This is a genomic window from Isoptericola halotolerans (assembly GCF_045689585.1).
GTDB classification, from domain to species: domain Bacteria; phylum Actinomycetota; class Actinomycetes; order Actinomycetales; family Cellulomonadaceae; genus Isoptericola; species Isoptericola halotolerans_B.
In genome coordinates, this window is sequence record NZ_CP140108.1 from 626,169 (window position 1) to 644,590 (window position 18,422).

Here is an 18,422-nt window from a genome sequence, read left to right on the forward strand (position 1 = left end):
GGCGATGCCCTCCGTGCGCCTCGTCCGTTCCGCCACCCTCACCGACACCGTCGACTACGCCTACGCCTCGGTCGTGCCCGCGGGCACCCGGCTGGTCCACCTGGCCGGTGCCTGCCCGCTCGACACCGAGGGGCGCACCGTCGCGCCCGGGGACCCGGTCGCACAGGCCCACCAGGTCGTGGCGAACCTGCGCCAGGCCCTCGCGGACGCCGGTGCCGGCCTCACGGACGTGGCGTTCACGCGGGTGCTGGTGGCGTCCTCCGAGCAGGCCGACCTGGTGGCGGTCTGGAACGTGGTGCGGGCGGCGTTCGGCGACCACGACGTCCCCAGCACGCTGCTGGGCGTGACCGTGCTCGGCTACCCCGACCAGATCGTGGAGGTCGAGGCCACCGCCGTCCTGCGCGACTGAAGGGGTCGCGGCGAGTGACAGGTCACGGTCGGACGGCGGAAGATTCCGCCGCCACGCCGGGTTGCCTCCAGCGATGACTACCTCTCCCGCACTCTCCGTCCTGGACCTCGTGCCGGTCCGCTCCGGGCAGTCCAGCGCGCAGGCGCTCGCCTCGTCGATGTCGCTGGTGGAGCGCGCCGACGAGCTCGGCTACGAGCGCTACTGGTTCGCCGAGCACCACAACATGGCCGCCGTCGCGGCGTCGACCCCGCCGGTGATGATCGCCGCGGCCGCCGCCCGCACCGCACGGATCCGGGTCGGTTCGGGTGGTGTGATGCTGCCGAACCACGCCCCGCTGGTGGTGGCCGAGCAGTTCGCCGCGCTCGAGGCCCTGGCGCCGGGCCGCGTCGACCTGGGCATCGGCCGGGCGCCGGGCAGCGACCCCGTGGTCACGGCGCTGCTGCGCTCGTCCGGCCCGACGTCGGACGTCGACCGGTTCCCCGAGCACGTGCAGAACATCCTGGCGCTCATGTCGCCCGACGGCGCCCAGCTCCGGCTGACCGACGGCAAGGTCTACGACGTCCGGGCGACACCGGCCGCCGCCGCGGCCCCCACCCTGTGGCTGCTCGGGTCCAGCGACTACTCGGCACGCCTGGCGGCCGAGCTGGGGCTGCCGTACGTGTTCGCGAACCACTTCTCCGGGGCGGGGATCGACCAGGTGCTGGCGCTGTACCGCGACGGCTACCGGCCGTCGGCCGAGCACCCGCGGCCGCGCACCTTCCTCACGGTGAACGCCGTCGTGGCCCCGACCCGGGAGGAGGCGCACGAGCGGTCGCTGCCTCAGCTCCGGGCGATGGCACGGCTGCGGACCGGCCGCCCGATGGGGCGCGCGGAGACCGTCGAGGAGGCGCTGGCGACGCCGCTGGACGGGCTCGGTCAGCAGATGGTCGAGGACATGCGTGGCCGGTGGCTCATCGGCACGCCGGACGACGCCGGCGCGGAGGTCCGCCGTCTCGCCGAGCGCCACGGCGTCGACGAGGTGATGGTCGTGCCCGTCGCGGGCACCTACGCCTCCGAGCCGCTGGACGCGACGCCCGGACGGGCGCAGACGCTGGAGCTGCTGGCGGCGGAGACCGGCCAGTGAAGTCCCTGACCCCGTCGGTGTCCGTACGCCGCGCGGACAACCCCGGGCCGATGACGCTGGAGGGCACGCGCTCGTACGTGCTGCGCGCACCGGGCGCAGCACGTGCCGTCGTGGTGGACCCGGGGCCCGACGACGAGGCGCACCTCGGCGCGCTGGCCGCGGCACCGGTGGAGCTGGTGCTGATCACCCATCGCCACGCGGACCACACCGCCGGCTCCGTGCGGCTCCGTGCGCTGACCGGTGCTCCCGTCCGGGCTGCGGACCCCGACCACTGCCACGGCGCGGAACCCCTGCGCGGAGGCGAGGTGATCGAGGCCGCGGGGCTGCGCATCGAGGTCGTCGCGACCCCGGGGCACACCGCCGACTCCGTGTCGTTCGTCGTGCTCACGGACGGCACGGAGCCCGTGGTCCTGACCGGGGACACGGTGCTCGGGCGGGGCACCACGGTGATCGGCGAGCCCGACGGGTCGCTGGGCGACTATCTCGCGAGCCTCGACACCCTGGAACGGCTGGGCGAGGGCCGCCTCGGCCTGCCCGCGCACGGTCCGGAGATCGCCGGCCTCGGTGCGGCGGTCCGGGCCTACCGCGCGCACCGCCACGAACGCCTGGCCCAGGTGCGGGCGGCCCTCGACGGGCTCGGCCCAGATGCCTCGGTCGACGACGTCGTCGCGAACGTGTACGCGGACGTCGCCCCCTCGGTGCTGGGGGCCGCCCGGCAGTCGGTCGCGGCGCAGCTGGCCTACCTGCGCACCCCTCCCCGCACCGACGGCTGAGAGCCACCGTCGGAGACGTGCGGCACGATGGGCGCATGACCACCGCCGTTCGTCTGGGCATCGCCCACGTCCCCACGCACGCACCCGAGACGCTGCGCGCGCTGGCGACCGCAGCGGAGGACGCGGGGCTCGACGACCTGTGGGTGTGGGAGGACTGCTTCAAGCAGAGCGGTCTGGCCGCGACGGCGGCGGCGCTCGCCTGGACCGACCGGATCCGGGTCGGCCTCGGCCTGATGCCCGTCCCGCTGCGCAGCACCGCGATCACGGCCATGGAGATCGCGACCCTGGCCCGCTCGTTCCCGGGGCGGTTCGTCCCCGGGGTCGGGCACGGCGTCCAGGAGTGGATGGGGCAGGCAGGGGTGCGGGTCTCGTCACCGCTGACGTTGCTGCGCGAGCACACCGACGCGCTGCGGCGGCTGCTCGCCGGGGACGAGGTCACGACGTCGGGCCGCTACGTCTCGCTGGACGCCGTCCGGCTCGACTGGCCGCCGACGGAGCCCGTCCCCCTGTGGCTCGGCGGCGTGGGCCCGCGGTCGCTGGCGCTCGTCGGCGAGCTCGGTGACGGGCTCATCCTCGCCAACGCGCTGACCCCCGACGACGTCCGTGGTTCCGTCGCGACCGCTCGTCGTGCGGCCGAGGGGGCCGGCCGGGAGCTGACCGACGTGCACGCCACGCTCATCGCCACGACGGGCCCGCAGGCTCGGGAACGGCTCGACGCCGAGCTTCCGCAGTGGGGTGCCGAGCCGGGGCGCGGGGTCGGCGCGGCCGGCGACGCCGCCTCGATCGCCGCCGCGGTCCGAGGGCTCGTGGACGCCGGTGCCACCGCCGTGGCGATCCAGCCGGTCGCGGACGAACCGGACCTGGCGGCGTTCGCTGCGTTCCTCGGCCGCGAGGTGCGCCCGCTGCTGCACGCCTGAGCACCGCCGCTCCAGGCGCTGCGTTCGGCAGTTCGTGTCACGTTCGGCACCTCAAGCTGCCGAACGAAGCTGATACTGCCGAACGAGTGGGTCAGAGGTCCTTGCCGAAGCAGCGCTGGTCGGCCTCGGCGGCGTACCGCCCGTAGGACTCGACCGGTACGTAGTCGAGCGCGGCGTACAGGGCCAACGCCTCCGGCTGCGCCGTCCCGGTCTCGAGCACGAGGCGGCGGAACCCGGCCTGGCGCGCGGCCCGCTCCAGACCCGCCATGAGCTGCCGTGCGAGGCCCCGACCACGGTGACCGTCGAGCACGTAGACCCGCTTGACCTCGCCGGTCGCGGCAGGATGAGTGGCGCCGCGGCCGCGGCCGTCGTCGGTGCCCGAGACGTCCCGGATGCTGCCGCAGCCGACCGCGACGCCATCGACCCGGGCCAGGAGGGTCACGACGATGCTCGCCGGGTCGATGACCTCCTTCGCGTCCTCGTCCCCGCCGTAGCGGCGCCCGAGGTCCGCGACCGCCTCCGCACGCAGCGCGGCGGCGTCGGGATCGCCCCAGGGCACCTCGACGATCTCCGCCGTGCCGGCGCAGACCTCCGCCGTCATGCGGTGCACTCCTGGCACGAACCCTGCGGTGCCTCGCTGCGGCACACCTCGTCCCTCGGCACACCTCCGCGGGGGCTCCTCGCGTTCATGCGGTGCACTCCTGGCACGAACCCTGCGGTGCCTCGCTGCGGCACACCTCGTCCCTCGGCACACCTCCGCGGGGGCTCCTCGCGTTCATGCGCGGACGAGGGTGGCCAGCACCGACGTGAAGAACCCGAGACCGTCGGTACCGGTGCGCGGGCCGGCGGCGCCGTCCGGCCCGAAGCCCGCCTCGACGGCGTGCTCCGGGTGGGGCATGAGCCCGACGACGTTGCCCGCCGCGTTCGTGATCCCCGCGATGTCGCGGCGCGACCCGTTCGGGTTCGTCCCGACGTAGCGGAAGACGACGCGGCCCTCGGCCTCGAGCTCGTCGAGGGTGCGCTCGTCGGCGACGAACTGACCGTCCTGGTTCTTCAGCGGGATCGTGATGTGCTGGCCGGTGGAGTACCGGTTCGTCCACGCCGTGTCGGTGTTCTCCACGGCGAGGACCTGCTCGCGGCAGACGAAGTGCAGGTGGTCGTTCTTGATCATCGACCCGGGCAGCAGGTGCGCCTCGGTGAGCACCTGGAAGCCGTTGCAGATGCCGAGCACCGGCATGCCGCCCTTCGCGGCGTCCACGAGGGCGTCCATCGCGGGAGCGAAACGGCTGATCGCCCCGGCGCGCAGGTAGTCACCGTACGAGAAGCCGCCGGGAAGCACGACGGCGTCGACGCCCTGCAGGTCACCGTCGGCGTGGAACAGGGACACGGGCTCGCCGCCGGCCAGACGGACCGCACGGGCGGCGTCCCGGTCGTCGAGCGTGCCCGGAAACGTGATGACGCCGATCCGGGCGCCGTCGAGCGTCTTGTCGACCGTGCCGGCGCTCATCAGGCGGACACCCCGGCGGACTCCTCCGAGGCGTCGGCGACGCGCACGACGTCTTCGATGACGGGGTTGGACAGCAGCGTCTCCGCGGCCTGGCGGGCCGCCGCGAGCACCTCGGGCGTCACCTCGCCGCCGACCTCGAGCTCGAACCGCTTGCCCTGACGGACACCGGAGAACTGCGTGAAACCGAGGCGCGGCAGCGCCCCGACCACGGCCTTGCCCTGGGGGTCCAGGATCTCGGGCTTGGGCATGACCTCGACGACGACGCGTCCCACTTCGGGCTCCTCAGGGGCTCTGCACGGGCCGTCGCTCCGGGATCCCGGTCCACGCGAGCGGTACGACGCGAGGCGCGCGAGACGGGCGGGAGCACGACGGCGGGATTCCGCGGTCAGTCTACCCGCCGTCACGCACGCGCTCGTGCGCGGACAAGGGCTCCCGCGACACCCGTGGTCGACGCTAGGGTCGGTGCCCGACGCGAGAACCACACACAACTGGAGAACCCCGTGACGTCGACCTCCTCGCCCGACCCCTACCGGCCGACGGACGGCACTGCCGGCCCGGCACCGCACCAGGGCGGGACGCCCGCCGCCTCGCCGTACGCCTCCCCGTACACGTCCCCGTACGGCCCGGGGCAGCCCCCTGCTCCGGGACCCGGAGGACCCTCCCCCTACGAGGCCCCGCGGCCCGCCGGCACGGACGGCGTCGCCATCGCGTCGCTGGTGACCGGCATCCTGGGCCTGGCGCTCGTCGCCGTCGGGCTCGGCATCGCCGGGCTCGTGCGCGTCAAGAAGTCCGGGCGGTCCGGCAAGGGCCTCGCCGTCGCCGGCATCGTGCTGGGCGTGCTGGGGACGATCGCCTGGACGCTCTTCGTCGTGTTCTTCGTGTGGCTCTTCAACACCGACGAGTTCCAGGACAGCTTCCAGGAGGGCTTCGAGGACGGCTTCAACCAGTCGTACCAGCAGTCCATGGGCCTCGACATGGCCGTCGGGGACTGCTTCGACCCGCCGGCGGACCTCACCAGCGGCGAACCGATGTCCCCGGCCGACTGCTCGGCCGCGCACGGCGCCGAGGTCATCGCCGTGGAGCAGATGGACGGCGCGGAGTACCCCGGTGACGACGCGGTGCTCGGGGAGATCGAGACGCTGTGCATGGACGCGTTCTCGAGCTACATCGGCATCGAGTACGCCGACTCGGCGCTCGACGCCATCTACTTCTACCCCACCGAGGCGTCGTGGACCCTCGGCGACCGGCTGCTGCTCTGCTCGGCGGCCACCATGGACGGCAGCCCGCTCGAGGCGGGCAGCGTCGCCGGCACGGGCCTCTGACGACTCCCGCCCCCGACGGCCGTCAGCGCAGCGACGCGCCCGTGATCCGCTCGTACGCCTCGAGGTAGCGGTCACGGGTGCGGCGCACGACGTCGCCGGGAAGCTCCGGCGGTTCGGCGCCGGACGCGCGGTCCCAGCCCGAGGCGTCCGAGGTGAGCCAGTCCCGCACGAACTGCTTGTCGAAGCTCGGCTGAGCGCGCCCCGGCTCCCACGAGTCCGCGGGCCAGAAGCGTGAGCTGTCCGGGGTGAGCACCTCGTCACCGAGGACGATCCGCCCGGCCGAGGCTCCGCCGTCGGACCGGGTGCCGCCGTCGGGCACCACGCCGAACTCGAGCTTGGTGTCGGCGAGGATCACGCCACGCTCCCGCGCGACCTCCTCGGCGCGGCGGTAGACCGCGAGCGTCAGGTCGCGCAGGCGAGCGGCGTCCTCGCCGCCGATCCGGCGCGCCACCTCGTCGAACGACACGTTCTCGTCGTGCTCCCCCACCGCGGCCTTGGTGGCCGGGGTGAAGATCGGTTCTGGCAGGCGGGAGCCGTCCACGAGACCGGCGGGCAGCGGGATCCCCGTGACCTGGCCGTTCGTGCGGTACTCCGCGAGCCCGGACCCGGTGAGGTAGCCGCGGGCGACGCACTCGACAGGGAACATCTCGAGGCGGCGGCAGACCATCGCGCGTCCCGCGACGACGTCGGGCACCAGGCCGTCGCCCGGCTCGGCGGACGGCTCGACCGACACGACGTGGTTGTCCACCAGGTCGGCGAGCTGGTCGAACCACCACAGGCTGAGCTGGGTGAGCACCACACCCTTGTCAGGGATGCCCGGGGTCAGCACGTGGTCGTAGGCCGAGACCCGGTCGGACGCGACGACCAGGACGACGTCGCCCAGCGGGTGCACCCCGCCGAGCGCGGGCAGGTCCGGCTCGTACAGGTCGCGGACCTTGCCGGAGTAGACGTGCCGCCAGCCGGGCAGGTCGAGCGGGCCGCCGGCGAAGGCGTCGGGCGTCTCGGGCGTCGAGGTGGGGCGCGCGTCGGTCACGGCGCACAGTCTCTCACCCCGCCGTCGGACTGGCCGAGCAGATCGTGAGAGGCCCGTTCACTCGCCTACCGTCCTCCACAGGCGGTCGATCGGCATGCCGTGCAGACGGTCGTAGGTGTACGAGCGCTGCCCCATGCCGAGCGCGACTGCGGCGACGAACCTCTTGCCCACGCGATCACGCAAGGTCCGCAGTCCGGCGAAGTCCTTGCCTGCCACACGTTCTGCGGACTTGACCTCGAAAGCGACGACCCGTCCGTCGTCCAGCTCGACGACGAGGTCGACCTCGATGTCGTCGCTCGTCCGCCAGTGTCCGACGGTGGCGGGCTCGTCCAGCCAGGAAACCTGAGGATCGAGCCATGCGGAACCGGAGAACCGAGGCCGCTAGATCCGGATAACCGAGTCACCGGGGACCGGAATTTCGAGCGGCACGGAGCGGCGACGGACCGGCGTCACGCCCCGGCTCAGGGGACGACGACGTCGCCGCGCTCGGCCGCCAGGGCGATGTCGGTGCGGTGGTGCGAGCCCGGCAGGTCGACCAGGGCGACCCCCGCGTAGGACGCCGCCCGGGCCGCCGCGAGGTCGTCGCCCCGTCCCACCACGGACAGGACGCGACCGCCCGCGCTGACGAGCGCGCCGTCGGACACCGCGGTGCCCGCGTGCAGCACGTGCACGCCGTCGAGCGCGGCCGCGGCGTCGATCCCGCCGATCGGGTCGCCCTTGCGGGGCGACTCCGGGTAGCCCTGCGACGCCACCACGACGTTCACGACCGCGTCGTCGGACCAGTTCAGCGGTTCGATCTCGGCGAGCCGCCCCTGGGCCGCGGCCAGCAGCACGCCCGACAGCGGCGTGCGCAGCCGCGCGAGCACGGCCTGGATCTCCGGGTCGCCGAACCGCACGTTGAACTCGACCACGCGGGTGCCGCGCGAGGTGAGCGCGAGCCCCACGTACAGCACGCCGGTGAACGGGGTGCCGCGGCGCGCCATCTCGTCGACGGTGGGCTGGGCGATGCGGTCGACCACCTCGCCGACGAGCCCGGCCGGGGCCCAGTCGAGCGGGGTGTAGGCGCCCATGCCGCCCGTGTTGGGGCCGGCGTCGTCGTCGCCGACCCGCTTGAAGTCCTGGGCGGGCACCATCGGCACCACCGTGGCGCCGTCGCACAGGCAGAACAGGGAGACCTCGGGGCCATCCAGGTACTCCTCGATCACCACGGTGCCCGCGTCGCCCCGCGCAGCCAGGGAGGCCCGCGCGTGCTCGACGGCGGCGTCCCGGTCGGTGGTCACCACCACGCCCTTGCCGGCGGCCAGCCCGTCGTCCTTGACGACGAACGGCGGCCCGAAGGCGTCCAGGGCCGCGGTCACCTCGTCGAGCGTGGTGCACACGTGGGCCATCGCGGTCGGCACGTTGGCGGTGGCCATGACCTCCTTGGCGAAGGCCTTCGACCCCTCCAGGCGGGCCGCCTCCGCGGACGGCCCGAACACCGGCACCCCCGCGTCCCGCACGGCGTCGGCGACCCCGGCGACCAGCGGCGCCTCCGGCCCCACGACGACGAGGTCCGCCCCCAGCGACGTCGCCAACGCGGCGACCGCTGCGCCGTCGTTCGCGTCGACCGCGTGCAGCTCGGCCTGCGCCCGCATGCCGGGGTTGCCGGCCGCGGCGTGCAGCTCGTGCGCGGCGCCGACAGCCGGCTCCGCGGCGAGGGAGTGGACGATGGCGTGCTCGCGAGCACCGTTCCCGACGACGAGGATCTTCACGGGATCTGAGTGTAAATGGCCGGGAGCTCCCGCGGGGCGGGTGTCCGCTCCGGTTCCGACCGAGGGCCGGCCGTCCTGCGGACCTGCCTAAACCTTTCGGAACCTTCAACGGCGCCGCTCGGGATGCGACGTTCGAGCGGATCACACCGGGCCCGACGGGGCCCGTCACGACGCGCACCGCGCACGACACCGATGGAGATGTTCTGTGAAGTCACCGATCCCCCGGAGCCGGGTCTCCCCCCGGCGCGCCGGTGCTGCTACCGCCGGACTCGCACTGGCCGCCGCGGTCGCGGTCCCGGCAGTTGCCGCAACTCCGATCGCCGCCGCCCCGGCCGCCACCATCGTCTCCCCTTCGGCCGCTGGCGACGACTGGCTGACCACGAACGGCAACCAGGTGGTCGACGCCGACGGCAACGAGGTCTGGATGACCGGGGCCAACTGGTTCGGGTTCAACGCCTCGGAGCGGGTCTTCCACGGCCTGTGGAGCGGCAACATCGAGAACATCACGCGGGACATGGCCGAACGCGGCATCAACCTGGTCCGGGTCCCCGTCTCGACCGAGCTCCTCGTGGAGTGGAAGAACGGCGAGGCGATCATGCCGAACGTCAACACCTTCGCGAACCCGGAGCTGACCGGGATGGACAACAAGGAGGTCTTCGACTACTGGCTCGGGCTGTGTGAGCAGTACGGCCTCAAGGTGCTCGTCGACGTCCACAGCGCCGAGGCCGACAACTCCGGCCACTTCGCCCCGATGTGGTACACGGACTCGGTGTCCAGCGAGGACTTCTACGCGGGCTGGGAGTGGTTCGCCGAGGAGTACGCGGACGACGACACGATCATCGGCGCGGACCTCCAGAACGAGCCGCACGGCACCCACAAGCAGGACCCCCGGGCCAAGTGGGACGACTCGACCGACCCGGACAACTGGAAGCACGTCGCCGAGACCGCGGCCGAGAAGATCCTGGCCATCAACCCGAACCTCCTCATCCTCGTCGAGGGCATCGAGGTCTACCCGCGCGACGGGCAGGACTGGGCCTCCCAGGACGAGGACGACTACTACTTCAACTGGTGGGGCGGCAACCTGCGCGGCGCGGCCGACCATCCGGTCGAGGTCGGCGGGGCGCTCGACGACCAGATCATGTACTCGCCGCACGACTACGGCCCGCTGGTCCACGAGCAGCCGTGGTTCGAGGGCGACGACTGGGACCGCGACTCCCTCGAGGCGGACGTCTGGGACCCCAACTGGCTCTACCTGCACAAGGAGGACACGTCACCGCTGCTGATCGGCGAGTGGGGCGGGTTCCTCGACGACGGCCCCAACGAGAAGTGGCTCGAAGCGTTGCGGGACGCCATCGTCGACTACGGCCTGCACCACACCTTCTGGACCATCAACCCGAACTCGGGCGACACCGGCGGTCTGCTCCTCAACGACTGGGAGACCTGGGACGAGGAGAAGTACGCGCTCCTCGAGCCCGCCCTGTGGCAGGAGGACGGCAAGTACGTCTCGCTGGACCACCAGGTCCCGCTCGGTGGCGTGGACTCGACCACCGGCATCTCGCTGTCGGAGGCCGCTCTCGGCAGCGAGGGCGACACGACGCCGCCGACGGCCCCGCAGGACGTGGCCGCCGGTGAGGTGACGGCGACGTCCGCGGAGCTCACCTGGACGGCGTCGACCGACGACACCCGCGTGGCCCGCTACGAGGTGGTCGACACGGGCACCGGCGACGTCGTCGGCTCTACGTCGAACCCAGGGCACACGGTCTCCGGCCTCGAGGCCGGCACCGACTACTCGTTCGCCGTCCGCGCCCTGGACGGGTCGGGCAACACCTCGGCGGCCTCCGACCCGGTCGCCGTGACCACGTCGGCGGACGACGGCGGTGACGGCTCCTGCACCGTGGCGTTCGACGACGCCAACCGTTGGAGCACCGGCTACACCGCGGACGTCACGGTGACCAACGGGTCCGCGGAGGCCTGGGACGGCTGGGTGCTGGAGTTCGAGGCGCCCGCCGGGCAGTCCCTGGCCAACGGCTGGTCGGCGGACTGGTCGCAGTCCGGGTCGACGATCACGGCCCGGCCGTCCGCCTGGGACGCGGCGCTGCCCGCGGGCGGGTCGCGCACGCTGGGGCTGCAGGTGAACGGCGGCGGGGCTGCACCGTCGTCCTTCACGATCGACGGAGCCGCCTGCACCACGGCGTGATGCCGGCACGGACGTCGGCGGCCACCCGGCACTGGGTGGCCGCCGTCGTGGCGTCGGTGCGGGTGCCCGACGACTCAGAAGGTGAGCACCGTGCGGCCCTCGACCACGAGGTCGCGGAGGCTGGCGTGCCCCTTGTTGTCCGTGAGCAGCGGGTAGCCGGCCTCGGTGATCGCCGTGGCGGCCTCGTGCGCCTTCGCGCAGAACCCGCAGGCTCCGGCGACCTGGTCGCGCAGCGACTCGAGGAGGTCGTGGAGCTGGTGCTCCGGCGCGGCGATGGCTGCGAGGGAGTCCACCCCCGAACCGTCGAAGACGATCTTGACGTCGTCTCCCGCCTGGACGAACTCCTGGGCCGTGCCGAGCGCCCGGTAGACGGCGGCGCTGTCCGCCGCGAAGTCGGTGAGGATGACGATGGCGGCCTGGTGCGTCATGGGAAGTCCCTTCGTGTGTCCGCCCCCCGGTGGGGCGTTCACCTGGAACCAACAGACAGACCGATCTGTCTATTCCGCGTCTCGCCTGCCGCGCGACGGCAACGCCGGTATCCTCGGCGCGATGAACCTCCCGCGGACCAGCCCGGTCCCCGACGTCCGCACCCGACTCCTCACGGCGGCGGACCAGCTGTTCTACGCCGACGGCATCCATGCGGTGGGCATCGACCGCATCCTGGCCACGGCGGGGGCGGCCAAGGCCTCGCTCTACCACCACTTCGGCGGCAAGGACGACCTCGTCGTCGCGTACCTCGACCAACGCAGCGCCACGTTCCACGAGTCGCTGCACGCACGCCTCCGGGACGCCCACGGCACAGCCCGCACCCGCATCACCCCGATCTTCGACGGCATCTGGCAGGACGCGGCCGGGACCGCGTTCCACGGCTGCCCGTTCATCAACGCCGCCGCCGAGTACCCGTCGCCGGAGCACCCCGTCCGGCACGCCGTCACCCGCCACCGCGAACGCTTCGCGACGACCCTCGCCGGCCAGCTCGACCGCGGCGGCCTCGCCCCGCAGCCGTCACTGGTCAGCGCGCTGCTGCTCACCTACGACGGCGCGATGGTCACCGCCCAGGTGGCATCCCCCGAGGCAGCCGCCGCCGGCACGGAGCAGATCCTCGACGGGCTCCTCGGCCCCGTGGCCGGCAGTCGCTGACCACCACCTCCCGGTTGCGGCGTCCGCCCTCAGGCCCGCGGGTGCACCAGGTCGTGGATCGGGATGATCTCGTCGCGCCGCGGGCCCACGCCGATCGCGGAGACGCGGCAGCCGGAGATCTCCTCCAGCCGGCGTACGTAGCGCTGGGCGTTGACCGGCAGGTCCTCGAACGTGCGGCACTGCGAGATGTCCTCCCACCAGCCGTCGAGCTCCTCGTAGATCGGCTTCGCGTGGTGGAACGCCGTCTGGTCGATCGGCATCTCGTCGTACCGCTCGCCGTCGACGTCGTAGGCGACGCAGACCGGGACCTTCTCGAGGCCGGTGAGCACGTCCAGCTTGGTCAGCACCAGGTCGGTCAGCCCGTTGACGCGTGCCGCGTAGCGGGAGATGACGGCGTCGTACCAGCCGCAGCGGCGGGCACGGCCAGTGGTCACACCGAACTCCCCGCCGGCCTTCTGCAGGTAGGCGCCCTTGTCGTCGAAGAGCTCCGTGGGGAACGGCCCCTCGCCGACGCGGGTCGTGTAGGCCTTGACCACACCGATCACCGAGTCGACGCGGGTGGGACCGACGCCCGACCCGGTCACCGCACCGCCGGCCGTCGCGTTCGACGACGTGACGAACGGGTAGGTGCCGTGGTCCACGTCCAGCATCGTGGCCTGACCGCCCTCGAACAGGACGGTCTCGCCGCGGTCCAGCGCCTGGTTCAGGGCGAGGCCGGTGTCGGCCACCATCGGCTGCAGCCGCTCGGCGTACTGGAGCAGCTCGTCGACGGTCTCCTGCACACCGATCGCGCGGCGGTTGTAGACCTTCACGAGCAGGTGGTTCTTCTGGTCGAGCGCACCCTCGATCTTCTCGGCGAGGATCTTCTCGTCGAAGAGGTCCGCGACGCGCAGGCCGACGCGGTTGATCTTGTCCGCGTAGGCGGGGCCGATGCCGCGGCCCGTGGTGCCGATCCGTCGCTTGCCCAGGAAGCGCTCGGTGACCTTGTCGACGGTCCGGTGGTAGCCCGCGATGACGTGCGCGCCCTGCGAGACGAGCAGGCGGGAGACGTCCACGCCGCGCTCGATCAGGCCGTCGAGCTCCTCGAAGAGGACCTCGATGTCCACCACGACGCCGTTCGAGATGACCGGCGTGACCCCGGGCGACAGGATCCCGGACGGGAGCAGGTGCAGGGCGTACTTCTCGTCCCCGATGACGACGGTGTGCCCGGCGTTGTTGCCGCCGTTGAACTTCACCACGTAGTCGACGCGGTCTCCGAGGAGATCGGTCGCCTTCCCCTTGCCCTCATCGCCCCACTGGGCGCCGACGAGCACCACGGCTGGCATGGATCAACTCTCCTCGTGAGATCGGTGGGCCCGGGGGCTGCCGCCGGGCCTCGGCAGAGTTTACCCGGCCATGACCTGACGGCGGGTCAGGAGGGCCGGTGGCGCTGCGGGAGCTGCACCGGCGTCGCCCCCGTGCCGGTGTCGGACTGCTCGCAGTGGTGGTCGTGGTCGACCCGGAACAGGTCGAGGGCACCACAGACCTCCAGCACGAACAGGTCGCGCTCGTCGGCACCGCGCAGCACCGTCGCCCCACCGCGCTTGCGCCCCGAGTCGGCCAACGAGATGAGGAACGCCGCGCCGGTGGAGTCCATGAACGTCACCCGGCACATGTCGATCACCAGCAGCTGGCGCCGCAGGCCGACGACCCGCGCCGCGATCTCGGGGAACTGGTCCCGTTCGGCGAGGTCGAGATCACCGGCGATCACGAGCGTCGTCGTCGTCGAGGACGTCGCGATCTCGATCATGCGCACGAGACTACCCGCGTCCGCAGCATGACGACGCGCCGAACGAGTGTCGACCGCGACCGCGTGCAGCCGACCCGTCGCCTGGGACAATGGTCGACATGAGTTCACCTGAGCCCGTGCAGAACCTTCTCGGCGGCCCGGCGCCGACGTACCTGCCGGACGAGCACGCCGCCGCCCGCACCGCCCTCGCCGAAGGGCAGCCCCCGGCCCAGGTCGCCGCGGCGCACCCCGCGTCGAGCCTCGTGTGGGCGGTGCTGGCCGAGCAGACGCTCGACGGCGGCGACGACGTCGTGCACGCCGTCACGGCCTACGCCCACGCCCGGACCGGCTACCACCGCGGGCTCGACGCCCTGCGACGTGCCGGATGGCGGGGTCAGGGCCCCATCCCCGCCGACCACCTGCCGAACCAGGGCTTCCTGCGCTCCCTGCTCGCCCTGTCCCGTGCGGCGGACCGCATCGGCGAGGACGCGGAGGCCGACCGCTGCGCGACGTTCCTCGTGGAGGCCGGCACCTCCGTGGGCGAGGTGCGCTCGCTGACCTGAGCCCGCTCTACCCGGTGACGGCGGCGGGCTCCTCGGACGGCATCGGCTGGGGCCGCAGCTTGGCCCACACCAGCTTCCCGGAGCCCGCCGGCCGCCAGCCCCAGTCGGCCAGCCGCTCGACGATCTGCATGCCGAAACCACCGACCCGGTTCGGGTGGCCGTCGGTGGCGACCGGCGGCGCCGGGTTCGCGTCCTCGACCTCGATGCGCAGCCCGTCGCCGGTGTCGAACAGGCGCAGCGCGATGTTCCCCCAGCCGTGCAGCACGCCGTTGGCCACGAGCTCCGAGACGACCAGCTCGGCCGCGGCCGACTCCGGCAGCCCCCACGCCTGGCACGTGCGCAGCACCGCGTGCCGGGCACGACCGATCGACGCCGGCTCGCTCGGCAGCAGCCATCGGCGCGACCGGGGGCTCAGCGCCGTGATCCGGGCGTCCTCGACGGGGTCCGGCACCCTGACGACGACGATCGCGACGTCGTCCTCCGGGGAGTCGGCGAGCCGGGAGAGCAGCTCCTCGCCCACGCCGGCCGCGTCCCGCGCGGTGATGCGGCCGGACATCTCGACCAGCGTGTCCAGGCCGACCTTCAGCGACCGGTCGCGACGCTCGATGAGACCGTCGGTGTAGAACAGCAGCACGTCGCCACGGTGCAACACCTCGCGCCCCGTCGTGCGCGCCGCGGTGCCGAAGCCGACCAGCGACCCGCCGGCACCGGACAGGAGACGGACGTCGCCGTCCCGCAGCAGCAGCGGCGGCAGATGGCCCGCGCGTGTGTACTCCACCGACCAGGAGTCGTCGTCGGCCACGTGGTGCAGGGTGGCGTAGACCATCGAGGCCGGGCGCGGCACCCGCATGCCCGTGACGAGCTGGTCGACCCGGTCGAGCACGGTGCCCGGGGTCGTCAGCTCGTAGGCGTAGGCCCGGACCACGGACCGCAGCTGGCCCATCGCGGCGGCGGCCTCGACGTCGTGCCCGACGACGTCGCCGATCACCATCCCGACGGTGCCCTCGGAGATCTGCAGCACGTCGTACCAGTCCCCGCCGACCTGGGCGTGCTCCGCGTTGGGGGCGTAGTAGGTCCAGACGTCGAGCCCGGTCACGTCGGCCTGCTCAGGGAGCATGGCGCGCTGCAGCGCCTCGGCGAGGCGGTGCTCGCGGGCGTACAACCGGGCGTTGTCGATGGCGGTCCCCGCCCGGCGCGCGACCACCTCGACCACCGTGAAGATGTGCTCGGGCCCGGGCTCCGACCAGCCGTCCTCCCCCGCGCCCGGCCCGCGGGCGGCGTCGCCGTGCCAGGTGACGAGCAGCCCGAGGACCCGCCGTCGTCCGGCGACCGCGTGGACGACGACGGAGCGCGGCACGACGCCGGACTCCTCGACGACGCGCCGCACGAGATCCCGCCGCAGCCAGCCGGAGGCCGAGTGCGGACCGTAGTCCCCGCCGAGGTCGAGCCGCACGGGGCCGTCGACCACACCGTCGAGGAGCTCCTGGACCCGGTCGGGCGACGAGCCGGCCGCGACGCTGGGAGCGTTCCCGTCCGGGGCCGCGCCGTCGGGCGGGGTCCCTCCGTCGAGCGCCTCGAGGTCGCCGGGCCAGGTCTCCGGGACGTAGCGGGTGTGCCGACGGCCACGACCCGTCGGCGGCGAGGCGACGTCGACACCCTCGGCGTGCTGCAGGCCGTCGTCGTTGAGGTAGAAGCCGCTCCACGGGACGAGCGACCGCAGGAGGTCAGCGATGTCGCGCAGCGCGAACGGGTACTCGAGGTCGCCGAGGAGCTCCGTCGTCTGGGCGATCAGGTCGAGGTCCGCCCGCTGGCGGCGCTCCACCTCCAGGGAGGCGAGCTGCGCGGCCTGCTGGTCGACGTACTCCGAGACGTCCGTGGTCACGCCGACCCAGCGCATCTCCGCCCCGTCGGAGTGCGGCATCGGCGTGACGTCCACCTGCAGCCAGCTCACGCCGCCGTCGCGCTTGCGTGCGCTGACGATCCGGCGCATCGCCCGTCCGGCCGCCAGGTCGGCCTGCGCCGCGGCCCGGTTCGGGTCGTCCTCGACGAGCGCGAGGAGGGGGTGCGGACCCAGCAGCCGCAGGTCCTCGGCGCCGACGCCCACGAGGCGCTCGAACGCCTCGTTGACCCAGATCACCGGCATGCCGGACTCCCACGGCCCGGTGATGAACGCTGGGACCGTCGTCGTGGTGAGGGCGAGCGCGAGGTCCTCGCCGGAAACGTGCGCCGTGGAGGCGAGAGGATGGGGCAAATCGGTCATCAGCCCTCCTTTTCCCGCGCGTCCCGGCGAAGTTGGTGCATTCGCTGCACATTCAACCGTAGATTGGTGTCCGCTGAGACCTGAGCAGAGCGAGCAGCTCGAGGAAGGAGCACCGTGCAGGACGGATCGAACACGACGCCGGGCACCCCCGAGAACGGGGACGGCGCTGCCCCCACGGCGCCCCAGATCGGCGACCCCGCGAGCATCCACGTCATCGTGGGCACCTCCCGGGCACGCGTCGTCCTCTCGGGCGAGATCGACGCCGACGTCAGCGCCGAGCTCGGCGAGGCGATCTCCGACGCCGAGGCCTCCGGCCTGCCCGTCGAGCTCGACGCGCACCACGTCACGTTCATGGACTCCTCCGGCGTGGCCTTCCTGGCCCGGCTGGCGTCGCGCAGCCCGCACAAGGTCCGGGTGCTGCGCGCACCGCCGACGGTGCGGTTCCTGCTCGACGTCACCCGGATCGGCGAGCTGCTCGAGATCGTCGACGAGGACCCGGGCGTCGACCTCGACATCACCACGGCGGGTCCTCGCTGACCGGACCCGCAGACCAACAGTGCCCCTCGACCGTCACGGTGGAGGGGCACTGCGCACATCAGGCGACGATCACATCTTGTGGCCGGCCGAGCGCAGCCACTGGCAGGCCTCGACGATGCGGGCGGCCATGCCGGCCTCGGCCAGCTTGCCCCAGGCGCGCGGGTCGTAGGCCTTCTTGTTGCCGACCTCGCCGTCCACCTTCAGGACGCCGTCGTAGTTCGTGAAGAAGTGACCGGCGACGGGACGCGAGAACGCGTACTGAGTGTCCGTGTCGATGTTCATCTTGATGACGCCGTTGTCGACCGCCGTGGCGACCTCCTCGGCCGTGGAGCCCGAACCACCGTGGAACACGAGGTCGAACGGGTTCTCCTTGCCGATCTCGGCACCGACGGCCTGCTGGATCTCCGCGAGGATCTCCGGACGCAGCTTGACGGCACCCGGCTTGTAGACGCCGTGCACGTTGCCGAACGTGAGCGCCGTCAGGTAGCGGCCCTTCTCACCGGCGCCGAGGGCGCGGACCGTGGCGAGACCGTCCTCGACCGTCGTGTACAGCTTCTCGTTGATCTCGGCCTCGTGGCCGTCCTCCTCGCCACCGACGACGCCGATCTCGACCTCGAGGATGGTGCGCGCGGCCTGCGAGAGCTCGAGCAGCTCCTCGGCGATGACGAGGTTCTCCTCCAGCGGGATGTCCGAGCCGTCGAACATGTGCGACTGGAAGGTCGGGTTCTTGCCGGCCTTGACCTGCTCCGCCTCGAGGGCGAGCAGCGGACGGACCCAGGACTCGAGGTTCTTCTTGACGCAGTGGTCGGTGTGGATCGCGATGTTGACGGGGTAGTTCTTCGCGACCTCGGCGGCGTACGCGGCGAGGGCCAGCGAGCCGGTGACGCGGTCCTTGATCGTGGCGCCCGAGGCGTACTCGCCGCCGCCCACGGAGACCTGGATGATGCCGTCCGACTCCGCCTCGGCGAAGCCCTGGAGCGCGGCGGTGACGGTCTGCGACGACGTGATGTTGACGGCGGGGTAGGCGAACTTGCCGGCCTTCGCCCGGTCGATCATCTCGGCGTAGACCTCGGGGGTTGCGATAGGCATCTGCGGTACTCCAATGAGGGAACGTACGAGGAA

General features: G+C 72.6%; 19 protein-coding genes and 1 pseudogene. 9 read left to right on the forward strand and 11 right to left on the reverse strand.

Going from position 1 to position 18,422, the window contains the following annotated elements; all coding sequences use genetic code 11:
- Window positions 1-4 precede the first annotated feature (4 nt).
- The 4 genes from UQW22_RS02955 (at window position 5) to UQW22_RS02970 (ending at window position 3,222) form a co-directional block, all read left to right on the forward strand.
- Window positions 5-409, forward strand: coding sequence for a Rid family hydrolase (locus UQW22_RS02955; protein WP_407319351.1), 405 nt, complete (start codon window positions 5-7; stop codon window positions 407-409).
- A 73-nt stretch (window positions 410-482) separates the two neighbouring features.
- Window positions 483-1,532: an LLM class flavin-dependent oxidoreductase gene (locus UQW22_RS02960; RefSeq protein WP_407319352.1), complete on the forward strand. Its 1,050-nt coding sequence runs from the start codon at window positions 483-485 to the stop codon at window positions 1,530-1,532.
- Window positions 1,533-1,582: 50 nt separating this feature from the next.
- Window positions 1,583-2,305: an MBL fold metallo-hydrolase gene (locus UQW22_RS02965; RefSeq protein ID WP_407320712.1), complete on the forward strand. Its 723-nt coding sequence runs from the start codon at window positions 1,583-1,585 to the stop codon at window positions 2,303-2,305.
- A 35-nt stretch (window positions 2,306-2,340) separates the two neighbouring features.
- Window positions 2,341-3,222: an LLM class flavin-dependent oxidoreductase gene (locus UQW22_RS02970; protein ID WP_407319353.1), complete on the forward strand. Its 882-nt coding sequence runs from the start codon at window positions 2,341-2,343 to the stop codon at window positions 3,220-3,222.
- A gap of 91 nt (window positions 3,223-3,313) precedes the next feature.
- Here UQW22_RS02970 and UQW22_RS02975 read toward each other — a convergent pair whose 3' ends face one another.
- From UQW22_RS02975 to purS, 3 genes are all read right to left on the reverse strand, one after another.
- Window positions 3,314-3,823: a GNAT family N-acetyltransferase gene (locus UQW22_RS02975; RefSeq protein ID WP_407319354.1), complete on the reverse strand. Its 510-nt coding sequence runs from the start codon at window positions 3,821-3,823 to the stop codon at window positions 3,314-3,316.
- A 174-nt stretch (window positions 3,824-3,997) separates the two neighbouring features.
- Window positions 3,998-4,729 carry a phosphoribosylformylglycinamidine synthase subunit PurQ gene (purQ, locus tag UQW22_RS02980; protein ID WP_407319355.1) on the reverse strand — a complete coding sequence of 244 codons (732 nt, stop codon included), beginning with the start codon at window positions 4,727-4,729 and terminating at the stop codon, window positions 3,998-4,000.
- Entirely contained in the window at window positions 4,729-5,001 is a 273-nt protein-coding gene (gene purS / locus UQW22_RS02985; RefSeq protein WP_407319356.1) for a phosphoribosylformylglycinamidine synthase subunit PurS, read from the reverse strand. Before purS ends, purQ begins: the two co-directional genes overlap by 1 nt.
- Before the next feature lie 228 nt (window positions 5,002-5,229).
- On the opposite strand from purS, the gene UQW22_RS02990 reads away from it, so the two are divergent.
- Window positions 5,230-6,051 (forward strand): DUF4190 domain-containing protein, encoded by an 822-nt coding sequence (locus UQW22_RS02990; protein ID WP_407319357.1) that lies wholly within the window; start codon window positions 5,230-5,232, stop codon window positions 6,049-6,051.
- A 22-nt stretch (window positions 6,052-6,073) separates the two neighbouring features.
- On the opposite strand, the gene UQW22_RS02995 is transcribed toward UQW22_RS02990, so the two are convergent.
- From UQW22_RS02995 to purD, 3 genes and pseudogenes are all read right to left on the reverse strand, one after another.
- A complete protein-coding gene (locus UQW22_RS02995; RefSeq protein ID WP_407319358.1) occupies window positions 6,074-7,084 on the reverse strand; it encodes a phosphoribosylaminoimidazolesuccinocarboxamide synthase in 1,011 nt (336 codons plus the stop codon).
- 237 nt (window positions 7,085-7,321) lie between these two features.
- Window positions 7,322-7,417 (reverse strand): annotated as a pseudogene (locus tag UQW22_RS03000) (hypothetical protein); the annotation flags it as partial.
- A gap of 128 nt (window positions 7,418-7,545) precedes the next feature.
- Entirely contained in the window at window positions 7,546-8,835 is a 1,290-nt protein-coding gene (purD, locus tag UQW22_RS03005; protein WP_407319359.1) for a phosphoribosylamine--glycine ligase, read from the reverse strand.
- Window positions 8,836-9,040: 205 nt separating this feature from the next.
- Here purD and UQW22_RS03010 point away from each other — a divergent pair, with 205 nt between their 5' ends.
- A complete protein-coding gene (locus UQW22_RS03010) occupies window positions 9,041-11,032 on the forward strand; it encodes a cellulase family glycosylhydrolase (protein ID WP_407319360.1) in 1,992 nt (663 codons plus the stop codon).
- Between the two features lie 74 nt (window positions 11,033-11,106).
- Here the strand turns inward: UQW22_RS03010 and UQW22_RS03015 are convergent, their stop codons facing one another.
- Entirely contained in the window at window positions 11,107-11,460 is a 354-nt protein-coding gene (locus UQW22_RS03015; RefSeq protein WP_407319361.1) for a sulfur reduction protein DsrE, read from the reverse strand.
- Window positions 11,461-11,581: 121 nt separating this feature from the next.
- Between UQW22_RS03015 and UQW22_RS03020 the strand changes: the two genes are divergently transcribed.
- A complete protein-coding gene (locus UQW22_RS03020) occupies window positions 11,582-12,172 on the forward strand; it encodes a TetR/AcrR family transcriptional regulator (RefSeq protein WP_407319362.1) in 591 nt (196 codons plus the stop codon).
- A gap of 29 nt (window positions 12,173-12,201) precedes the next feature.
- Here the strand turns inward: UQW22_RS03020 and UQW22_RS03025 are convergent, their stop codons facing one another.
- Both UQW22_RS03025 and UQW22_RS03030 read right to left on the reverse strand, forming a co-directional pair.
- Window positions 12,202-13,497 (reverse strand): adenylosuccinate synthase, encoded by a 1,296-nt coding sequence (locus UQW22_RS03025; RefSeq protein ID WP_407319363.1) that lies wholly within the window; start codon window positions 13,495-13,497, stop codon window positions 12,202-12,204.
- An 86-nt stretch (window positions 13,498-13,583) separates the two neighbouring features.
- The gene (locus tag UQW22_RS03030; RefSeq protein ID WP_407319364.1) at window positions 13,584-13,961 is read right to left on the reverse strand and encodes an STAS domain-containing protein; all 378 of its coding nucleotides are present in this window, start codon (window positions 13,959-13,961) and stop codon (window positions 13,584-13,586) included.
- Between the two features lie 98 nt (window positions 13,962-14,059).
- Between UQW22_RS03030 and UQW22_RS03035 the strand changes: the two genes are divergently transcribed.
- The gene (locus UQW22_RS03035; RefSeq protein WP_407319365.1) at window positions 14,060-14,503 is read left to right on the forward strand and encodes a DUF3151 domain-containing protein; all 444 of its coding nucleotides are present in this window, start codon (window positions 14,060-14,062) and stop codon (window positions 14,501-14,503) included.
- A 7-nt stretch (window positions 14,504-14,510) separates the two neighbouring features.
- Here UQW22_RS03035 and UQW22_RS03040 read toward each other — a convergent pair whose 3' ends face one another.
- On the reverse strand, window positions 14,511-16,763 hold the full coding sequence (locus UQW22_RS03040) for a SpoIIE family protein phosphatase (RefSeq protein WP_407319366.1): 2,253 nt from the start codon (window positions 16,761-16,763) through the stop codon (window positions 14,511-14,513).
- 114 nt (window positions 16,764-16,877) lie between these two features.
- Here UQW22_RS03040 and UQW22_RS03045 point away from each other — a divergent pair, with 114 nt between their 5' ends.
- The gene (locus UQW22_RS03045; protein WP_407319367.1) at window positions 16,878-17,300 is read left to right on the forward strand and encodes an STAS domain-containing protein; all 423 of its coding nucleotides are present in this window, start codon (window positions 16,878-16,880) and stop codon (window positions 17,298-17,300) included.
- Window positions 17,301-17,369: 69 nt separating this feature from the next.
- Here UQW22_RS03045 and fbaA read toward each other — a convergent pair whose 3' ends face one another.
- Entirely contained in the window at window positions 17,370-18,389 is a 1,020-nt protein-coding gene (gene fbaA / locus UQW22_RS03050; protein ID WP_407319368.1) for a class II fructose-bisphosphate aldolase, read from the reverse strand.
- Between the last annotated feature and the right edge of the window lie 33 nt (window positions 18,390-18,422).